The sequence below is a fragment of the Nocardia sp. NPDC056952 genome, from assembly GCF_042674185.1.
Lineage (GTDB): Bacteria > Actinomycetota > Actinomycetes > Mycobacteriales > Mycobacteriaceae > Nocardia.
The window spans coordinates 298415-319054 of the sequence record NZ_JBHURA010000005.1 but is presented as its reverse complement, the minus strand read 5'-3'; the positions used below and the strand labels follow the sequence as shown (position 1 = coordinate 319054).

16 protein-coding genes are annotated in these 20640 nt (G+C 68.2%); 12 read left to right on the top strand and 4 right to left on the bottom strand.

Annotation, left to right across the window (positions count from 1 at the left end):
* Positions 1-16: 16 nt before the first annotated feature.
* Positions 17-931, top strand: coding sequence for an AraC family transcriptional regulator (locus ACFTS5_RS20285; protein ID WP_378633071.1), 915 nt, complete (start codon positions 17-19; stop codon positions 929-931).
* Positions 932-1016: 85 nt separating this feature from the next.
* Positions 1017-1544 (top strand): TetR-like C-terminal domain-containing protein, encoded by a 528-nt coding sequence (locus tag ACFTS5_RS20280; protein ID WP_378633069.1) that lies wholly within the window; start codon positions 1017-1019, stop codon positions 1542-1544.
* Here the strand turns inward: ACFTS5_RS20280 and bla are convergent.
* Positions 1537-2454: a class A beta-lactamase gene (gene bla / locus ACFTS5_RS20275; RefSeq protein ID WP_378633066.1), complete on the bottom strand. Its 918-nt coding sequence runs from the start codon at positions 2452-2454 to the stop codon at positions 1537-1539. The two genes, ACFTS5_RS20280 and bla, sit on opposite strands and share 8 nt — an antisense overlap.
* A gap of 168 nt (positions 2455-2622) precedes the next feature.
* Here bla and ACFTS5_RS20270 point away from each other — a divergent pair, with 168 nt between their 5' ends.
* From ACFTS5_RS20270 to ACFTS5_RS20260, 3 genes are all read left to right on the top strand, one after another.
* The gene (locus ACFTS5_RS20270) at positions 2623-3498 is read left to right on the top strand and encodes a LysR family transcriptional regulator (RefSeq protein ID WP_378633064.1); all 876 of its coding nucleotides are present in this window, start codon (positions 2623-2625) and stop codon (positions 3496-3498) included.
* A 110-nt stretch (positions 3499-3608) separates the two neighbouring features.
* Positions 3609-4502, top strand: a complete 894-nt coding sequence (locus ACFTS5_RS20265) for a serine hydrolase (RefSeq protein WP_378633463.1) — start codon at positions 3609-3611, stop codon at positions 4500-4502.
* A gap of 40 nt (positions 4503-4542) precedes the next feature.
* The gene (locus ACFTS5_RS20260) at positions 4543-8256 is read left to right on the top strand and encodes an arabinosyltransferase domain-containing protein (RefSeq protein WP_378633061.1); all 3714 of its coding nucleotides are present in this window, start codon (positions 4543-4545) and stop codon (positions 8254-8256) included.
* A gap of 65 nt (positions 8257-8321) precedes the next feature.
* Here ACFTS5_RS20260 and ACFTS5_RS20255 read toward each other — a convergent pair whose 3' ends face one another.
* Positions 8322-9410, bottom strand: a complete 1089-nt coding sequence (locus ACFTS5_RS20255; RefSeq protein ID WP_378633059.1) for an alpha/beta hydrolase — start codon at positions 9408-9410, stop codon at positions 8322-8324.
* Positions 9411-9669: 259 nt separating this feature from the next.
* Between ACFTS5_RS20255 and ACFTS5_RS20250 the strand changes: the two genes are divergently transcribed.
* Positions 9670-10833 (top strand): metallophosphoesterase, encoded by a 1164-nt coding sequence (locus tag ACFTS5_RS20250; protein WP_378633056.1) that lies wholly within the window; start codon positions 9670-9672, stop codon positions 10831-10833.
* Positions 10834-10871: 38 nt separating this feature from the next.
* On the opposite strand, the gene ACFTS5_RS20245 is transcribed toward ACFTS5_RS20250, so the two are convergent.
* Entirely contained in the window at positions 10872-11579 is a 708-nt protein-coding gene (locus tag ACFTS5_RS20245; protein ID WP_378633054.1) for an LppP/LprE family lipoprotein, read from the bottom strand.
* A 175-nt stretch (positions 11580-11754) separates the two neighbouring features.
* Here ACFTS5_RS20245 and ACFTS5_RS20240 point away from each other — a divergent pair, with 175 nt between their 5' ends.
* The 6 genes from ACFTS5_RS20240 to ACFTS5_RS20215 all read left to right on the top strand — a co-directional run bounded on the left by ACFTS5_RS20240 (position 11755) and on the right by ACFTS5_RS20215 (position 19872).
* Entirely contained in the window at positions 11755-12111 is a 357-nt protein-coding gene (locus tag ACFTS5_RS20240; RefSeq protein ID WP_378633051.1) for a PadR family transcriptional regulator, read from the top strand.
* Positions 12102-13445: a permease prefix domain 1-containing protein gene (locus tag ACFTS5_RS20235; protein ID WP_378633049.1), complete on the top strand. Its 1344-nt coding sequence runs from the start codon at positions 12102-12104 to the stop codon at positions 13443-13445. Before ACFTS5_RS20240 ends, ACFTS5_RS20235 begins: the two co-directional genes overlap by 10 nt.
* 48 nt (positions 13446-13493) lie before the next feature.
* Positions 13494-14891, top strand: a complete 1398-nt coding sequence (locus ACFTS5_RS20230) for a 3' terminal RNA ribose 2'-O-methyltransferase Hen1 (protein ID WP_378633047.1) — start codon at positions 13494-13496, stop codon at positions 14889-14891.
* Positions 14892-17411, top strand: a complete 2520-nt coding sequence (locus ACFTS5_RS20225; protein ID WP_378633045.1) for a polynucleotide kinase-phosphatase — start codon at positions 14892-14894, stop codon at positions 17409-17411. It begins immediately after the preceding gene.
* A gap of 77 nt (positions 17412-17488) precedes the next feature.
* Positions 17489-18979, top strand: a complete 1491-nt coding sequence (locus ACFTS5_RS20220; protein WP_378633042.1) for a DUF4246 domain-containing protein — start codon at positions 17489-17491, stop codon at positions 18977-18979.
* A 215-nt stretch (positions 18980-19194) separates the two neighbouring features.
* Positions 19195-19872, top strand: a complete 678-nt coding sequence (locus ACFTS5_RS20215; protein ID WP_378633040.1) for a DUF4352 domain-containing protein — start codon at positions 19195-19197, stop codon at positions 19870-19872.
* Between the two features lie 60 nt (positions 19873-19932).
* Here ACFTS5_RS20215 and ACFTS5_RS20210 read toward each other — a convergent pair whose 3' ends face one another.
* Positions 19933-20622, bottom strand: coding sequence for a class I SAM-dependent methyltransferase (locus ACFTS5_RS20210; protein ID WP_378633037.1), 690 nt, complete (start codon positions 20620-20622; stop codon positions 19933-19935).
* Between the last annotated feature and the right edge of the window lie 18 nt (positions 20623-20640).

Genomic DNA, 20640 nt, shown 5'->3' with positions numbered 1-20640 from the left:
GCGTATTGTTTCGAACATGGATCTGCTGAGCGATGTCCTGGCCACCGCGAAGACCGGCAGCCCGGCCTCCGGCATGTTCGTGCGGCACGCGCCGTGGGGCCGGGCGTATCCACGCATCGAGAGCGCGGGTTTCCATGTGATTCTGCAGGGCTCGTGCTGGCTGACGCGACCCGATGCGGAGCCGCTGGCACTGGGCGCCGGTGACGCGGTCTTCATGCCACGCGGGGTGGCCCACGATCTGCTCGACCAGCTCGACAGCCCGGTGACCGAAACCGCGGGCCCCGAGGATGTCCGGATCGTGACGGGACCGGGCGCTCCCGCGACGCTGCTGTGCGGTTCCTACCAGCTCGCCGCCGACCGAACCCATCCGCTGCTGACGGAACTGCCCGAGGTGGTACACATTCCGGCGCGGCTCGGCACGCATCCGTCGCTGCGCGCCGCGGTCGATCTGCTGGCCGACGAACTCACCCACACCCACCCCGGCGCCGACGCGGCGATACCCCCACTGCTGGACCTGCTGCTCCTCTATCTCCTGCGCGCCCGGCTCGCAGACTCCGCCCAGACGACCGGCTGGGCGGCCGCGGTCGCCGACCCGGACATCTCCCGCTCCCTGCGCGCCGTCCACGACGACCCCGCCCGCGGCTGGACCGTCGAATCCCTCGGCGCCCGAGCAGGTCTCAGTCGCGCCGCCTTCGCCAAACGTTTCACCACGCTGGTCGGCGAGCCCCCACTGACCTACCTCACCCGCTGGCGCATGCTCACCGCCGCCCGCCTGCTCCGCGACACCGACCACCCGCTCGCGACCGTCGCGAGGCACACCGGATACAGCTCCGAGTACGCCTTCAGCAAGGCCTTCAAACGCGAATTCGGCACGGCACCTGGCCGATACCGCTCGACACCGACCGAGGTCCTGATGGCGGGCGCGCGGTAACCCTCAGTCGAGCACAGCCGTGGCCTCCACCTCGACGAGCAGATCCGGCTCACCGAGCGCGGCCACCCCGATCAACGTGATCGGCTTGACCGGATCCACGCCGAGCTTCGCCGCCGCCCTGGCGACACCATCGCCGGGCAGCGGATACTTGTCCGCGCTGCCAAGGACGAAGAACCCGGCGGTGCGGTCGATGCTGATCGACCGGGCGGCGCAGCTGGCGGCGCGGCTGGCGCAGGTGCCGGTCGCCGAGGATCCGGTGCACGATCTGGCCGCGCTCGGCAGCGCCTACCTCGCCAACGCCATGGCCAATCCTGATCTCTACCGGGTGATGTTCGGCGCGGGTTTCGCGCTCGAGGACGCCGGAGCCGCCGATGCCACCCTCGACCGCCTGGTACGGGCGGCCGACTCGGCCAGGTCGATCGGACGGTTCGAGGCCGATATCGATCCGCTCGATCTGGCCACGCAGAGCTGGACCATCGGACACGGGCCGGCGGGCCTGGTCGCGACCGGGCCGCTGCCACCGGCCGCGCTGGGCCACAGAATTCCCCTGCTCACAGCATTGTTCGTGGCCCAGTGCGCGCGGTCGGTGGCGTCGGGCTGGAGCCTCAGTTGAGTTGGGCTACAGCGGCTTTCGTCGCATCGGCGACGAGGTCGTTGGAGGGTTCGGCGTTCTGGTCCGGCTTGGTGGTGAGGACGGCGAGGACCAGGGGCGCGCGGTTGGGGGGCCAGGCGACGGCGACGTCGAGGGCGGAGCCGTAGGCGGGGCTGCCGGTTTTGTCGCCGACGATCCAGTCCGTGGGCAGACCTGCCTTGATGCGTTTGGCGCCGGTCTTGCTCGCCTTCAGCCACGTGGCGAGTTGGGCGCGTTCGGGTTCCGGGAGAGCGGTGCCGACGACGAGGGCACGGTAGTTCGCCACCAGGGCGGCGGCGGTGGTGGTGTCGCGCTCGTCGCCGGGGATCGCGGTGTTGAGCTCGGGCTCCCAGCGATCGAGGCGGGACACGGTGTCGCCGAGGGTACGCAGGAAGGCGGTGAACCCCGCTGGGCCACCGAGCAATCGGAGCAGCATGTTGCCCGCGGTGTTGTCGGACTGGGTGATCGCCGCGTCGCAGAGCGCGGTGACGGTCATGCCGGTGTCGATGTGTTTCTCCGACTCCGGCGAGTTCACGACGATGTCGGCCGCGGTGTAGCGGATCACCTGGTCGAAATAACCGGTGGACAGCGGATGCGCCTGCAGGAGAGCGCCACACGCCAGACCCTTGAACGTCGAGGCCATCGGGAAGCGCTCATCCTCCCGGTAGTCGACGGTCGCTCCGTTTCCGGTGTCGACCACCGAAAGACCGAGCCGGGCACCGTATCCGGCCTCCATATCGGCGAACGACGTTGTGGCGGGCACGGTGGCCGACGTAGACGATGCCGGTTCGGCGTCGTTGCTCGAGCAGGCGGTGAACGTCACGGCCGAGATCGCCAGCGCGACGGCGGCGATCCTGGTGCGGAGGCGGGGCGTCAGTGTGGAGGAAGTCACCGGTGCACGCAATCATCGCCGACCGGTTCGAAGCCAATACCGGACAGCGGGCTGGACGAGTCGTACCCGATATCACCGCAGGTGAACAGCGGTGAGGCGACGTGAAAGACCGATCCCCACCAGCTCGTCACCCCAGATCGACCGAGTCGCGGCAAGCGCGCTGGTTCAATGGCCGATATGGATCTGATCCGCCACCTCCGGTTCTTCGTCTCCGTCGCGGACGAGGGCCACTTCGGGCGGGCAGCAGCGGCACTCGACATGACCCAACCGCCCCTGTCGCAGGGGTTGCGCCGCCTCGAACAACATCTCGACGTCGAACTCATCCACCGCACCAGCCAGGGCGCGCTGCTCACCACCGCGGGCAAACACCTGTTGCCGCGCGCCCGGCTGCTCGTCGACGACGCCGACCGATTGCTCGCCGAATCACAGCGGATCGCGCAGCTCAGCGGGACCGTGCGGTTCGCGGCGACGACCGCGCTACCCGATCGCCTGGTCACCGCGTGTGTCACCGGCTTGCGCGCCGCGGGTGGCAGCGTGGCGACGACACTGGCCACGACCGTCGACCTCGTCGCCGAGGTGCGCGCGGGCGTCTGCGATGTGGCGGTGATCGAACATCCGGCGCTGGTCGACGGAGTGGAGGCCGGACCGGTGGTGAAGTTGCCGCGCTGGCTGGTGGTGCCGGCCGAGCACCGCACCACCACCGCCGAACGGCCGACCTTCCCCATGCTCGCCGGACTGTATTTCGCGCATCCGCCGCGCGCCGCGAACCCGCCCGCCTTCGACAGCATCATCGATCTGCTGCGGGAACGCGGACTGGACGCACCGCCACTCGCGGCTCCCGACGATCGGGCGGTGTTGGCCGCCGTGGCCGCGGGCACGAGTTTCGGCGTCACCGCCACCTCGCCGACGCCGACACCGGGGGTGGCATGGCTCACGCTGGCGCCGCAGTCGATTGCCCTGCGGATCAGGGTCATTCGCAGAGCGGACGCGGGAGCGCAGGCCGATGCGCTGGATCGGGTGCTGTACCGGGAGCGGCTGCGATGAGCGGGTTCGACGCGGCGACGGACGGCCGCCGCCCCGATTCGAGCCGGCTCAGCGCGACCGACACGCTGCCCGGATCGAGCACCACCGACACCGGACACGGCGGTGCCGGCATGCCGGAATCTGCGAGTGCCCGGATCCGTGCCGTGTTCGCCGATGCGGGCTGCGTCGGCTGGTTGCACGCCCGGCGCTGCGATGGCTCCGCCGGCCAGATCTCTGTCGGCGGGCACGACCGGGTGGTGATCGCGTCGGTCTACAAACTGCTGCTGTTGGCAGCGTTCTTGCGACAGGTCGACCACGGCCTGATCGACCCCACCGGCCGGCTCACCATCGATCCGGCCGACTGCACTCCGGGGCCTACCGGCCTTGCGGCACTGCATGATCCGGTCACGCTGAGCCGTCGCGACCTGGCGGCGTCGATGATGACCGTGTCCGACAATGCCGCCGCCGATGTCCTGCTCGGCGAGGTCGGTCTCGCCGCGGTGAGTGAGCTGGTGCACGAGCTCGCCCTGACGGATACCCGGATCGTCGGCGGCACGGCCGACCAGCACCGCAGCCTGGTCCGCGATACCGATACCCACAGCACCGCGGAGGCTTTCGCGGTCCTGGCGGACAACGACGAGGCGTGGACGGTCTCCGCCTACGACCCCTCCTACGCCAGCGCGACCACGCCCGAGGAGATGACCCGGTTCCTGTGGAAGCTGTGGACAGGTGACTTATTGTCCACGGCCAGTACGGCATTCGCGCGCACGGTGATGAGCAAGCAGATCTGGCCGCACCGCATCGCCGCCGGCTTCCCGCATCGCGGAGTGCTCGTCGCGGGGAAGACCGGGACCATCGGGGTGATCCGCAACGAAGTCGCCGTCATCGAATTCCCCGGCGAAACACCGGTAGCGGTAGCGGTCTTCACCCGCGCCGCCCGCGCGGATCCGATGCTGCCGGTGGTCGACGCCGCGATCGGCGAGGCGGCACGGATCGCCGTCACCGAACTACGCCGCCCGCGCTGAGGTGACAACTACCTGACGACCATGGCTAGCATCGTCGTTTGTGGGTGGAGATTCTTCCGGCTTCGGCCGAGTGCAGAAAATCGGGATCGCGGCGGGGGCGCTGGGTGTGGTGCTGGCGGTGGCGACTCCGTTGCTGCCGGTTCAGCAGCAGCGCGCGAGCCTGGAGTGGCCACAGCCCCAGTCGATGCAACTCAGCGCGCCACTCGTGGACTACGTGCCGTTGTCGCTCGACGTGAGCATTCCGTGTACCGCGTTGCGCGACATGACCGGCGGGACAGTGCTGTCCACGGTTCCCGCCCAGGCGCCGCGAGCAGGATCGAAAGGCTTGGTCGCGCGTATCGAGGACCGGCCGGGAGCCGGGCGCACGTTGTCCGTGGTGCTGCGCGACAAGTTGCTGTTGAGCGCGCCGATCGCGGATATCGCGGGGAACGCCCCCGTGCAAGAGAGCTCGGCCGCCGACGGCCGGGATGGCACACAACCGCCCCCCACCGACGCGAACCGGCCACCTGCCCCCAACGGCACACCGTCCGCCGGCGGCGCTCCCCCCAACGGCGCACCGCCCCTCAGCGGCACCCCGCCCAACGGTGCACCGCCCTCTGGCGGCACCACTCCCAACGGTGCGCCGCCACCCGGCGGCACCACTCCACCCAACGGCGCGCCACCCACCGGCACCACTCCACCTAGCGGCGCTCCCGCTCCTGGCAGCACTCCCCCGTCGGGCGCGGTTCCGCCGAACGGGCCGCCGTCCTCGACGACGAAGCCACCGGCCGGTCCGCGCGGCGCGCCCGGAACAGCTGTGCCCGAGACCGCACGCGACGCCCGATGCGGAGCGCTGACCGTGGTTTCCACCGGCTCGAGCACCACCGCCGAGCTCACCGGTATGACCCGAGCCGACGGCTCGCCGATGAAGACGACCGTGGACGCCGATGTGCGCCCACAGGTGGTCGGAGTCTTCACCGAGCTGGATCGCGGACGGATGGGAGACGCGCGACTGCATGCCGAGATCGATGCGCGGTTCTCGTCGAGTCCGAGTGGCTGGAAGCTGGCAGCGATCGTCGGGGCGGTGTTGAGCGCCTTGCTCGCCCTGATCTGCCTGCATCGCGGCGACGCTCGCGACGGCCGCCGGGCGCGTCGCGTTCTGCCCGCCCGGTGGTGGCGATTCACCGGTCTCGACGCGGTGGTCGCGGGCACGTTGGTCAGCTGGCATGTGATCGGCGCCAACAGTTCTGACGACGGCTACATCCTCACGATGGCGCGCGCGTCGAAGGAAGCGGGCTACACCGCCAACTACTACCGCTGGTTCCAGGTCGCCGAGGCACCGTTCGGGTGGCCCTACGAGGTGCTCGCCCAGATGACCCGGGTCAGCGAGGTCGGGGTGTGGATGCGGTTGCCCGCGTTGCTCGCCGGGTTCGTGTGCTGGCTGGTGCTCAGCCGGGAAGTGTTGCCGCGCCTGGGTTCCGGCGTGCGCGCGAGCCGCGTCGCGCGCTGGACCGCTGCCCTGGTGTTCCTGTCGATCTGGCTGCCCTACAACAACGGCCTGCGACCCGAACCCCTCATCGCGGTCGGCGCGCTTCTCACCTGGTGCTCGATGGAACGGGCGATCGCCACTCGCCGCCTGCTGCCCGCCGCCGTCGCGGTGCTGATCGCCGCGTTCTCCCTGGCGGCCGGGCCCACCGGATTGATCTGCGTGGCAGCACTGTTGGCCGGTTCGCGACCGGTGCTGCGCACGATCATCGCCCGCGCCAGACCGGATTCGGGCGCTGGCGTGTCCCCTCGCGGAACCGTGTTCCTCCGATACGCCGCACTCGTCGCTCCGATCGTCGCCGCGGGCACTCTCGTACTGGTCGTCGTCTTCGCCGATCAAACCTTCTCGACCGTCCTCGAAGCCACCCGCGTGCGCCAGCTCGTCGGCCCCGACATGTCCTGGTTCGAGGAACGCACCCGCTGGGATTCCCTGCTGTCGGTCAACCCCGACGGCTCCCTGGCCCGTCGCTTCGGCGTCCTCGCCATGCTCCTGTGCCTCGCGGTCGGCATCGCCGCGACCCTGCGCCGCGGTCGCATCCCGGCGACCGCGCGTGGCCCGGTGACCCGAATCCTCGCTGTCGTCTTCATGGCCCTGCTGCTGATGATGTTCACCCCCACCAAGTGGACGCATCACTTCGGCGTCTACGGGGGCCTGGCCGCCGCACTCGCCGCGATCACGGCAGTGGCGCTGGTCCGCGTCGGCCGGAACTATCTCCGAACACTGTTCGCCGCCGCGGTGCTGTTCCTGCTCGCCATGAGCTTCACCGGCTCCAACGGGTGGTGGTACGTCTCCGGCTATGGCGTCCCGTGGCCCGACCGCGCTCCCACGCTAGGCGGGATCGAGGTGTCGACCCTCTTCCTCGCCGCAGCGGCCGCGAGCCTCCTCACGGCCCTGTTCCAGTACTACGGCGGTATCGGTCGCCGCAGGCCGAATCGCAAGATCCCGGCTGTCGCGCCGCTGACCGTTGCCGCGGCGGCCATGGTGCTGTTCGAAGTGGCTTCGCTTGCCGCCGCGGCCGTTTCGCAGTACCCGGCCTATTCGGTCGGGCTGTCGAATCTACGTGCGCTGACGGGTGACCGGTGCGCGATGGCCGATGACGTTCTCGTCGAGACGAATACCGCGGACTCACTGCTCGCCCCGTACAGCGGCACCGTCGCCGACGGGCTGGCCGCCGAGAACACCGGCTTCACCCCGAACGGTGTCGGGAGTCTCGCCCCCGATCCCGGTCCCGGCCAATCCTCCGCCCCGCCTTCGGGTTCGGGTCCCGGAGGAAGCGGCCCCGGCGGCTCAGGCCCTGGCGGAAGTGGCCCCGGCGGTCCAGCCCCGGCCGGCGGCACGACCGGGACACCACCGAGCGGTCCGAACGCGGGACCACCCGGAGCGGCCGGTCCTGCCGTGGCCGGCGTGAACGGCAGCACGGTGGCATTGCCGTTCGGCCTCGCCCCGGAACGAACGCCGGTGCTCGGCAGTCACTCGACCGGCGAACCACAGCGGACGCAGTTGACGACGCAGTGGTATCGGCTGGATATGGCCGCCGCACAGCAGAATCCGGCCTACCGGGTGATGATCCTGACGGTGGCCGGTCGGATCGAGTCCACGGCGCCCGATGGCTCACGCATGCCGGGGCAACGCTTGCGAGTGGAGTTCGCTCGTCGTGCCGAGGACGGAACCACCACCGCCCTGGGCGAGGCGATCCCGCCGACGGTTGGTGGCGCTCCGGGCTGGCGGAACCTCCCGATCGCGCTGGATCGAGTTCCTGTGGGTACCACTGCCGTTCGACTCGTCGCCGACGCGGCGGAGCCCGACCCCATGCAGTGGCTCGCGATCACCCCACCGCGCCTGCCGAAACTGTCGAGCCTGAACACCGTCGTCGGCAGCACCGACCCGGTCCTCACGGATTGGCATGTGGGACTGGCTTTCCCGTGCCAGCGCCCGTTCGACCACCACACCGGCGTCGCGGAGATGCCGATCTGGCGTATCCAGCCCGACAAGCTCAACGCCCAGGTCTCCGAGACCTGGCAGGGCGACACCGGCGGCGGCCCGCTCGGCTGGACCGGCATGCTCATGCAATCACGCACCGTCCCCGCCTATCTGGCCGACGACTGGACCCGCGACTGGGGCGAGCTCCAACGCCTCACCCGCACCGTCGCCGCACCACCGGCCGACATCACCGTGCGCACCGAGATCCGCTGGGGCCTGACGAACGAAACCCCGATCAAAACCAGCTGACCCCGGCAAACACGAACCGCCGCTACCCCGAGCAGGGGTAGCGGCGGTGTCGGTGGTGGCAGAGGCTACTTCGGCGGTTCGCCACCGGCGGGCGGGCCACCGGCGGGCGGGCCGTCGACGGGCGGAGCGCCACCGCCCGGCGGGGTCGCGCCCGCGGGCAACGGCTTGCCGATGTTGCGCGCCATGTCGGGCATCAGACGGATGGCGACCTGTTCCCAGGTGCCCCAGTTGTGAATGCCGATGTCGGGGAAGTCGTAGCTGACGTTCTCGTAACCCAGTGCGGTCACCCGCTTCTCGAACGAGCGGGTGTTGGCCAGGGCGATCGCTTCCAGCGGCATGCCCTGGGTGATCGCGTCGACCGAGGACAGGTCCTGGTCGGCGGGCTTGGCGCTACCCGCGGAGACGTAGAGGCGGGTGTTGTTGGCGATCAGCTTCTCGACGAACCCGTACGGGTCCATCCGCTTCCACTTCTCACTGCCCGCGGGCGCCATCGCCTCGATGTTGTACCCACCGCTGGCGATCATCGCCCCGCCGAGCGCCTCGCGCATGCCGGGCATCGACATGTGCAGGTAGCCCGACAGCGACCCGGCGTAGGTGAACTGCTCGGGGTGGTATGCCGCCATCAGCATCGCCGCGCTACCGCCGCTGGACAGGCCGACCACACCGTTGCGGGTCGCGCTGAAGCCCAGCCGGGACTTCATCGCCTCCGGCAGCGTCTTGGTGATGAAGGTTTCCCACTGGTAGGTGTTGACCTTGCCCTGGGTGTCCTCCCAGCCGCCGATCGCCGAACCGGAGTCGGCGCTGGGCAGCATCGACCCGTCGGGGTTGACGCCGAAGAAGTTGCTCGGCTGCTCCCAGTCGGCGTAGAAGCTGGACTGCCCGCCGACCGGCATCACGACGTTGATGTTGAACTTCGCCATCTGCGCCGGGATGGTGGTGTGCTTCTCCCAGCCGTTCAGGTCGTCCTCGGCGCGTTCGCCGTCGAGCAGGTAGACCACCCGATCGGTGTTGCCGTCGGCCGCGCGGATGATCCTGGTGTTGATCTCCCCCATCGACGTATCCACCCGGAAGTCGATCGCGGACGGGTCGGCATCGGCGGCGGCGGGCGCGACAGAGGCGCCGAACGGCACCACCACCACGACGGCGCCTGCCATCACTCGCCGAAGAACTCTCTTTACCCCACGCATGATCGGTGTTCTGACCTTCCCGTTTGTGCGGCCTCGCCGCTTCCCCACTCGACCCGCCGCGGTACTGCACCTGCGCGCGGGGCCCTGTCGGGCAGCATAGCGCGCACCTGATCCCAGGGGTACATCGAATTGTGCAGTGGGGCAGCCTGCTTCGCGCGCCCGCTGCGAACTGCGGATTCTCGGCGAGGGGCGGCGCCGGCGGAGCGCTACCCTGGGAGGTCGATTCGTGGCCGCGCCCGGCCGCCCTGCCCAGAACGGGACCGCCGTGAAGCTCGCCGTACGCCTGATGATGTTGTCGCTGGTCCTCGCCCTGTTGTTCGGGGTCCCCTGGTGGACGTTGGTCTCGGCGCCGACCGGTGGCAGCGGCACGCTGTTCTGGACCGGGACGGCGATCGCCGCGGCCGCCCTCGTGTGCCTGCCGCTCACGATGTTCCTCGGGCACGGGCCCGCGCAGTCCGATCCGGCGGTGATCGTCGGCGACACCCTGCTCGGGGTGGTGTGGGTGGTGTTCTCCTGGTCGGTGATCGGGCTGCTCGTGCGGGGCGCGCTGGCCGTCGGCGGGGTCGACGGTGCCCGGATCGTGGCGGCAGGGGTGCTGGTGACTTCCGCGGCGCTGGTCGGGTGGGGCGTGTACGAGGCGCGTCGCATACCGCGGGTACGCACAGTCGACGTCGCGATTCGCGGGCTGGCGCGGGGCCTGGACGGGTTGCGCGTAGTGGTCGTCACCGACACCCATTACGCCGCGCTGAATCGGCGGCGCTGGTCGGAACGCGTGGTGGAGGTGGTCAACGCGCAGCGGCCCGATATCGCATGCCACGCCGGTGATCTCGCCGACGGCTCGGTCGTGAAACGCCAGGCGCAGGTCGATCCGCTCGGCAAGGTCGAGGCGCCGCTTGGCCGGTTCTACATCACCGGCAATCACGAGTACTTCGGCGACGCGCAGGGCTGGATCGACTACATGGCCTCGCTCGGCTGGCAGCCGCTGCACAACCAGCACAGCGTCCTGACCCGCGACGGCGACCGCCTCGTCATCGCCGGCATCGACGACCCGACCGGCGTCGGCCTGCCCGGTCACGGTCCCGATCTGCCCGCCGCACTCGCGGGCGCCGACCCCTCGCTGCCGGTCGTCCTGCTGGCCCACCAGCCCAAACAGATCGCCGACAGCGCCGCGGCGGGCATCGCGCTGCAGATCTCCGGTCACACTCACGGCGGGCAGATCTGGCCGTTCCACTACCTGGTCCGGCTCGACCAGCCGGTCGTCGCGGGCCTGAGCAGACACGCGAACAACACCCAGCTCTATACCAGCCGCGGCACCGGTTTCTGGGGCCCGCAGCTACGGGTTTTCGCCCCCAGCGAGATCACGGTGCTGGTGCTGCACCCGGACAACTGAACCCAGTCGCCCAGCGCACAGGGGCGTCCGAGAACGGATCAGCGGTGCGGCTGGGTGACTTCGGTCGGCAGCGTGCCGCCCATCACCACCTTCGAACCGTTCCACGAATAGGTAATCGTCGCCGGGCCGCCCTGCGGCGCGGCAAAGGGTTCGTCACCGGCGAGCCAGCGGTAGTCGACGGTCACCGCGTTGTTGCTCGACCCGACAACGGTGGTGAAGGCATACGGCTCAGAAGTGCCCGTGCCCAAGTACTTTCCGTTGCGGAAGAACAAGAGGTGGATCGGCGCACCCGCGGAGTTGCCGCCGATGGCGCGCACATACAACAGCTGACCACAGCTACCCGGCTGATCACTCGAAGCCTGTCCGGCGACCCAGCTTCCCTGGAGGCTCGCGAGGGCGTTCTGCACACCGGTCGAGGCCGGGTCTATGCAGCGACCCGGTCCGCTGATGTCGTCGGCGGGGGCGGGAGAGGTGGTGCCGGGAGCCGGGATCAGCGTGGGAGCTTGTGTGACCGGCGGTGTTTCGGGCTCCGGCGCGATGGTGGCGCCGGGCCGGGGCGCGGCGGTCTCCTCGGGCGCGGGGGACTCCGGGGTCTGGCCACCCGGCGCGGGCGCGCGGGAGCTCGACGGGGCCACCGTCGCGCGGGAGGTCGATGTTGTTGTCCCTGAACCACTCTCGTCGGTGCAGCCTGTGACCAGTGCCGCGGCGACGGCGATGAGCGCGCCCATTCGAACTGCGTTCTTCATGGTTCCTCGATTCTGTGTCCCCTACGCGCGGTAGCGCGTACATGCAGACTTCATCGGGGCCCCCGACACGGTCGTTAGGCGATTCAACGGAATCCTCACCCTAGGGTGCGACATCCACACCCATATACCTAGATCTGCTAGGTTATTACCTAGATCTGCTAGGTATAGGAGTGCGATGCGGATAGACAAAGACCTGGTGGCGGCCTCGGCGACGCCGCTGGTACTCGGAATTCTGGCCGAGGGCGAGTCGTACGGCTACGCCATCCTCGAGCAGGTCAACCAGCTCTCCCGCGGGCGGATGCAGTGGACCGACGGGATGCTGTACCCGCTGCTGCACCGGCTGGAACGGCTCGGGCACGTGTCGTCGACGTGGCGGGTGTCCGAGGGCGGACGTCGCCGCAAGCACTACCTGATCACCGAGTCTGGCCGGGCGGCGCTCGCCGAACGACAAGCCCAGTGGAGTGTGGTCGCCGAGGCCCTGGACCAGGTCTGGCGCAGCGCCACCCGGCCGGTGGAGAAGGGATGGGCGTGATGGAGACCGAGTTGCAAGCCCATATCGATCAGTGGCGCGGGTACGTCCAGCGTCATCGTGCGATTTCGGTCGCCGACGTCGACGAGATGGAAGACCATCTGCGCGAACAGATCTCGACCTTGCACACCGCGGGCCTGTCGAGCGACGAGGCATTCCTCGTCGCGGTGAAACGGATGGGCAGCATGGACGCGATCTCCCGGGAGTTCGCGCTCGAGCATTCCGAAAGGCTCTGGAAGCAGCTCGTTCTGGTGCCGGAGGAGTCCGAGGGCGGTGCGGGCAATCGAGAGCTGATGGTTGTGCTCGCCTTCGCCATAGGGGCGGCACTCACGGTGAAGGCGGGCTTCACCTGGCTGGCGGGCCCTGCGTTGGGTCTCAACATCAGCCTGCTCGTCTTGCCCTTCCTCGCAGGATATTTCGCGTGGAAGCGCCAGGTTCCCGCGCGGGTGGCCGCCGTGCTGCTCGCGCCCGTCGTGCTCACCGCACTCGTGCTGAACCTGTATCCGTTCGAGCCCGAAGGGGCGACCGAGATCATCGCCGCGATCCACGCGCCGATCCTGCTGTGGCTGGTGGTCGGCTTCGCGTACGTGGGCGGCGACTGGCGCTCCGGGCGGCGGCGGATGGACTTCATCCGGTTCACCGGGGAGTGGTTCGTCTACCTGACCTTGCTAGCGCTCGGCGGCGGAGTGCTGATCGGACTGACAGTGGGCGCGTTCGGGACCCTCGATTTCGACATCGAGCCGGTGATCGAGGACTGGGTGCTGCCCTTCGGGGCGGCGGGCGCGGTGATCGTCGCCGCCTGGCTGGTCGAAGCCAAACAGAACGTCGTGGAGAACATCGCGCCGGTGCTCACCCGGGTCTTCACCCCGCTCACCATCGTCATGCTGTTCGCGCTGCTCGCCGCTCTCGCGACCACCCGCAGCCTGACCGCGATCGACCGCGATCTGCTCATCCTGATGGACCTGATCCTCGTCCTGGTCCTGGGCCTGCTCCTCTATACGATCTCCGCCCGCGATCCGCTGACCCCACCCGGGTTCTTCGACCGCCTGCAGCTGGTGCTGGTGCTCACCGCGCTGGTCGTCGACGTGACGATGCTGGCCGCCATGCTCACCCGGATCGCCGAGTTCGGCTCCACCCCCAACAAGGTGGTCGCGCTCGGACTGAACGTGGTGTTGCTGGTGAACCTCGTGTGGTCGGGCCACCTCGGGCTCGGCTTCGTGCGCGGCAGGAAGACCTTCGCCGCTGTCGAACGCTGGCAGACCGACTACCTGCCCGTATACGGCGTGTGGGCGGCCGCCGTGATCGTCGCCATCCCACCGTCGTTCGACTTCCGGTGATCTCCGGACTCGGCGAAAATCGCTGGCGGTCCGTGACAGGATCATCAAGTGCTCTTGACGATCTCCACGACTCACACGCCGGCGACCGACCTCGGATACCTCGTGGTCAAACATCCCGACCGCGTGCAGTCGTTCACGACCACCGGCGGCACGGCACACGTCTTCTATCCACAGGCCGATGTCGATCGCTGCACCGTCGCCCTGCTGCTGGAGGTCGACCCGGTGGAGTTGGCGCGACCGAGCAAGGGGCACAACGGGTCCGCGCTCGGACGCTATGTGAACGACCGGCCGTATGTGGCGTCGAGCCTGCTGTCGGTGGCGCTGGGCAAGGTGTTCCGGTCGGCGCTGAACGGCACGAGCCGCGACCGTAAAGAACTGGCGGAGACCGCGATTCCGTTGGAGATCGAAGTCCCCGCCGTGCCGTGCCGTGGTGGGACCGAGATCGTCGAGAGACTGTTCGCGCCGCTGGGTTGGACGGTGTCGACCAGCTCGGTGCCGCTCGATCCCGAGTTCCCGGAATGGGGCCCGTCGCCCTACACCCACCTCCGTTTGACCGGGACGCTGCGGCTGGCAGAGGCACTGAACCACCTCTACGTGCTGTTGCCGGTGCTCGATGACGCCAAGCACTACTGGGTGGACGCCGACGAAGTCGACAAACTGCTCCGCGCGGGCGAGGGCTGGCTCGGCGCCCACCCCGACCGTGAACTGATCGCGCGGCGCTATCTGGCCGGACGGCGCACACTCATGTTGTCGGCGTTGGAACGGCTGCGCTCGGCGGACGAGGTGGTCGACGATGCCGAAATCCCCGGAGACGCGATCGAACGCGTCGAAGCTGCCGAGCGCCGCACACCCCTGGTGAAGCTGCGCAAGGAAGCGGTGCTCGCGGCACTCGCCGAGACCGGCGCATCGCGTGTCCTCGATCTCGGTTGTGGCCCGGGCGCTCTGCTGCTCGCGCTGCAAGCCGAGGCCCGGTTCACCGAGATCGTCGGCGCCGACGTCTCCAGCGCGGCGCTGTCGATGGCGGAGCGGCGCTTGAAGTTCGACCGGATGTCGGACCGGCAGCGGGCCAGGATCACGCTCATCCAGTCGGCGCTGACCTACCACGACAACCGCCTGCGCGGCTTCGACGCGGCGGTGCTCATGGAGGTGATCGAACACGTCGACGAGTCCCGGCTGCCCGCGCTCGAACGCGCCGTCTTCGGGCATGCTGCGCCCGGCGCGGTGATCGTGACGACGCCGAACGTGGAATACAACGTGCACTACGAGACCCTCGACGGTCACCGCCACGACGATCACCGATTCGAGTGGACCCGTGCCGAATTCACCGCCTGGTGCGCCCGCGTCGCCGAGACCTTCGGCTACACCGTCGACATCCGCCCGGTCGGCGACCACGACCCGCAGACCGGCTCCCCCACCCAGCTCGCGCTGTTCCGGAAGGCCGCGTAAATGAACATCGACCTCCCCGACCTGTCGCTCATCGCCCTGGTCGGCATCTCCGGTTCCGGCAAATCCACCTTCGCCCGCGAGCACTTCAAGCCCACCGAGGTGCTGTCGTCGGACTTCTTCCGCGGCATGGTGGCCGACGACGAGAACGATCAGTCCGCGACGAAGGACGCCTTCGACGCGCTCGGCCACATCGCCGGGATCCGGCTGCGCGCCGGTCGACGCGTCGTCATCGACGCCACCAATGTGCAGAAGCACGCGCGGGCCGAATTGGTCGCGCTGGCACGGTCTTTCGATGTGCTGCCGGTCGCGATCGTCATCGATACGCCCGAAGCTGTGGCGTGGGAACGTACTCAGGGCCGCAGCGATCGCGACTTCGGGCGCAACGTGCTGAAGCGGCAGAGTCAGGACCTGCGGCGTTCCCTGCGCGAGCTCGGTCGCGAGGGTTTTCGCAAGGTGCACGTCGTCAGTGATCCGGCCGAAGTGACGATCACCTACGAGAAGGCGTGGAACGACCGGCGTGAGCTCACGGGTCCGTTCGACATCATCGGCGATGTGCACGGCTGCCGGGCCGAATTGGAAACGCTGCTGGGCGAACTCGGATGGACGCTGGTTCGCGACGAGGCCGGGCGCGCTGTCGATGCCACCCACCCGGCGGGACGTCAGGCGGTCTTCGTCGGCGACCTCGTCGACCGCGGGCCCGATTCACCGGGGGTGCTGCGGTTGGTGATGGGGATGACCGCGAGCGGAAACGCGCTGTGCGTGCCGGGCAATCACGAGCAGAAGCTGCTCAAGAAGTTGCGGGGCAAGAACGTCACGGTGTCCCACGGCCTCGCCGAGACGCTCGAGCAATTGGACAGCGAGACACCGGAGTTCATCGAGTCCGCGGCGCAGTGGATCCACGACCTCGTCAGTCACCTGCGATTGGACGGTGGGCGACTCGTGGTCGCGCACGCCGGACTCAAAGAGGCATACCACGGACGCGCGTCCGGGCGCGTTCGCGACTTCTGTCTCTACGGCGAATCCACCGGCGAGACAGACGAATACGGCTTGCCGGTGCGCTATCCGTGGGCGCGGGACTATCGCGGTGCGGCAATGGTCGTCTACGGGCACGTACCGACGCCGAAGGTGGAGTGGATCAACAACACCGTCTGTCTCGACACCGGTGCGGTGTTCGGCGGCGAGCTGACGGCGCTGCGCTACCCCGAGAAGACATTCGTCGCGGTGCAGGCCGAGCGGATGTACTACGAGCCGATCCGGCCGCTCGCCGATGCCGAATCCGCGCGCGACAACGAGACGCTCGACCTCGCCGATGTCACCGGGCGCAGGCACATCCGCACCGAGCACGGCACGGTGATCGTCGATGCCGAGAACTCGGCGGCCGCGCTGGAGGTGATGAGCCGGTTCGCGATCGATCCCCGGCTGTTGCTGTGGTTGCCGCCGACCATGTCCCCGCCGTCGACGTCGACCGTCGAGGGGTATCTCGAGTATCCCACCGAGGCGTTCGCCGACTATCGCGCGGCGGGTGTGGACAAGGTGGTGTGCGAGGAGAAGCACATGGGGTCGCGGGCCGTGGTGCTCGTGTGCCGTGACAAGGCGGCGGCTCGCTTCGGCGTCGGCGACGGATGCTCCGGTGCGATCTACACCCGCACCGGACGGTCGTTCTTCAACGATCCGGCCCTCACCGAGACGCTGCTCGACCGCGTCCGGGCCGCGGCCGCACCGCTTTTCGACGAACTCGGCTCGGACTGGCTGCTCCTGGACTGCGAACTGCTGCCCTGGTCCGCCAAGGCCGCCGGGCTGATCCGCACCCAGTACGCGGCCGCAGGCGCCGCCGCACGGTCGGCGCTGCCCGCCGCGGTCGCGGCACTCGACGCCGGACTGGCCCGTGGACTCGACCTCGGCGAACTGCGTGCCCGCACCGCCGCCCGCGCCGAGAACGCGGCCGGTTTCACCCACGCCTACCGCCGATACTGCTGGCCGACAACAGGACTCGACGGCGTCCAGATCGCCCCGTTCGCCCTCCTCGCCTCCGAAGGCGCCTGCTACGCCGACCGCGACCACGGCTGGCACCTCGACATCAGCGACCGCTTGGTCGCGGCCGACCCTGTGACCTTCCGCCCTACCGGCCGCCGAATCGTCGACCTGTCCGACCCTGCCGCCCAAGCCGAAGCCACCACCTGGTGGCTCGAGATGACCGCGGCAGGCGGTGAAGGCATGGTCATCAAGCCCTACGCCGGCCTCACCCACCGCAGCAGAGGCAAACTCGTCCAGCCCGGCATCAAATGCCGAGGCCGCGAATACCTCCGCATCATCTACGGCCCCGACTACACCACCCCGGAACACCTCACCCGTCTGCGCGACCGCACCCTCAGCCGCAAACGCACCCTCGCCCTCCGCGAACACACGCTCGGCCTGGCCGCCCTGGACGCCGTCGCCGCGGGCGAACCACTGTGGCGCGTCCATGAATTGGTCTTCGCCGTCCTGGCCATGGAATCCGTACCGACCGACCCTCGCCTCTGAGCTCTGCGGCGGTCAAATAGTGTCGTCTCCGGTATTCGCACCGCGCGACTCGCCAGAACTGTTGAGAGAATAGAGAATTGACTCAGCTCGACCCGTTTCCGTTGCCCTTCCGTGCCGCTCATCTGGTGGCTGTCGCGCCGGTCAGGACGGTGCGCGAGCTGGAGATGATGCGATTGAGCGCCGCTGTTCGGGAGAAATCACAGTGGCATCAGAAGATGCTGGACTCCGACATCGTCGCCCGATGGACTCGAGAAGCCGCCGAATCCGGAATGACGGAAGCGCAAATCCGCTATGTGCTCGATGAACTCGCGTACTACGCCGGATTACGCGACGAGAAGACCGGGATCGAGATGTCCGCTGTCGATGGGGTGTGGCAATCGGACACCCTGATCGACGACACGTTACGGGCTCGCCTGCGCGCAGCGGCCCGGGTGTTCGAGGATGTTCCAGCGGCAGAACACGATTGGCAACCCGGGTCGAACGGTCAGGTGCGCAATCTCGTCCATCCCTCGCTGTACTGCCTGGTCCGCGGCGTCAGCCGGCCCGATGACGCGCCATGGCCCGGCCCGGCGAAAAATGATGCCGGGTACGCGTATTCGCAGAAGTTTCAATGGCTGCCCACCGATGTCGATGTCACCGACACCGGCGAGGTCGCCTTCCGTTCCTATGTCAACAACGTCGACCCCGCTCGCCATCACGCACTCGAATCCGTCTTGCCGGAACTGTTCGCCCGCATGCTTCCACTGCTGGCCGATGTGCTGACCGACCTGCGCCGACCACGACCGGTGCGGATCGACGTCAACCCCTTCGCCTGGTACGAAGACTCCGAACCCACCGAGCCGACCGATGAGAGCGACGAAGCCCAGGAAGCCTTCGAGGCCGCCTGGGACGAATGGTGGGAAAACCGCCGACCGGCCATCCCGGACGCCCCCGCTTTTCAGCTACCCACACCCGTTGACGACAGCGATCGCGTCGACCTCACCGGGCGCAGATTGCAGGTCATCGTGAAACTCGCCAATATTCACCTCACACCCGAGAAGCCGGAATATCCGGGCGGTTCGTGGCACGTCGAAGCAATGCTCAACGAAAGCATCGTCGCCACCGGAATCTACTACTGGGACAACGAGAACATCACCGACAGCCGGCTCGGTTTCCGCGCGGCGATCGACGACCCCGAATACGACCAGAACGACGAAACCGGCATGCGCGAGGTCTTCGGTCTCGCCGACGAGGACGCACTCAACCAGGACCTGGGATCGGTCCAGGCCACAGCCGGTCGCTGCGTGGCGTTCCCGAACATCCTCCAGCATCGCGTCGCACCGTTCCGGCTCCAGGACCCGACCCGAACCGGTCACCGCAAGATCCTGGCCTTCTTCCTCGTCGACCCCTCGGTGACCATCTTCTCGACCTCCGACATCCCGCCTCAACAGCCCTGGTCCCCGACGTCGACGATGACCGCGGCCCAAGCCGACGCCTACCGCACGGAACTGATGCGAGAGCGCAAGTTCTTCGTCGACAAGCACAACAACGAGCTGTACGAGCGCGAATTCTCGCTCTGCGAGCATTGATCTCGATGCCGCTGTGCCCGTCGGCAATCAGGAATCCGCCGAGCACTACCACGCCGCCGCCTTCCCGGCCTGCCAGAACTGACGATCCCAGCCGCCCATACCCCTCGGGTCACGTCTCAAACGACCAATATTTGTTATCTCCGTAACAACTCGTCGCCCACCGGAGATCTCCGTACCGAATGGAAGTGCCTGAACAGACCCTCGAGAGGAACCACTTGACGACCCCGCCGTATCCGCAGCAGCCGTACCCCCAACAGCCATACGGCGGGCAACCGGGGTATCCGTATCCACCGCGGCCACCGAAGAAGAGCAACGCGAACACGATCATCCTCGTGGTGGTGGGCGTTCTCGTCGCGCTCTGCGGGTTCGGCGGATGTGTATCAGCACTATCGGCCGGCGACGACAAGACCAAGGCCACTACGACGTTCACCACTGCCGCGGGCAAACCAACCGCACCCGGCCATCCGGCAGCCCCGCTGCCCAACGAAGACGCACCCGCGCCCGCCGGCACCCCGGTGCGAGACGGCAAGTTCGAGTTCACCGTGAATGCGGTCGACGCACCGGTCAAGACCGTCGGAGACAACCCCTACCTCCAGAAGACCGCGCAGGGCGAGTACATCCTGGTTCACCTCACAGTCACCAACATCGGCAACAAGCCACAGTCGTATTTCTCGAGCAATCAGAAGATGATCGATGACCGCGGCCGAGAGTTCGAGAACGACACCATGGCGGGAATCAACGTCAACGACGGCACCGCCATGATGTCGGATATCAACCCGGGAAACTCGATACAGGTGGTCGTCGTCTTCGACGTGCCCGCTGGAACCGTGCCGACCACGCTCGAACTGCACGACTCCGCATTCTCGGGTGGCGCCGAGGTCGCGCTTCGCTGAATCTGCTCGACCGCGTCTCTGTCAGCTCTGGAGATGAGCGCACCGGGTTTCGACCGTGATTCACCAGTCGTAGTACGAGACCACCGAGGGTTGGCCGGTATAGCCGGGGCCTGCCTTCGGGTCGGCGCCGAGGTAGCGGGCGGTGAACCGAGGCTGACCGTGGCCGTGGATCTGGCGACGGTTGTATGTCAGGCCCGCCGCTCTGAGGGTTTCGACGACGGCCTCGGTTATCGGTGAACCATTGGCACGGCGGATTTCAGCTGGATCGAAGTCGGCGGCGAAGAGACCGTCGGGGGTGAGCCAGCTTGTCATCGTCTCGACGAGAGCTAATTTGTCGCCGATGTAGTGCAGGCCGTGCACGCAGGTCACGAGGTCGGCTTCGCGAGGCGGGGTCCAGGTTGTCGCCGAGGTGGTGAGCAGGCGCAGGCGCGGGGTGCGGGGTTTGTCCAGGAAGAAGTCGACGAGGTCCAGGCCGATGATGGTGACGTCGGCGGTCGGGAATTCGCGGTCGAATCGTTCCTCTGCTTCGAGCAGGGCCCGGCCGGAGCCGCAGCAGACGTCGATCCACGTGACCCGGGCGGTGGGGTCGGCGCGCAAGCGCTCGGCGAGTACCTCGTAGGGGTCGAATCCGAGTTCGCGGGCGTAGCTGTTCACCCCGGACAGTCCTCGGCCGCGGTTCATCGCGTTGTTCGCGACTACCGAGGACTGTTCCAGCGTCAGGTCGTCGAGCAGGACGGGATCTGTTGGCACCACACGATTATCGCTGCC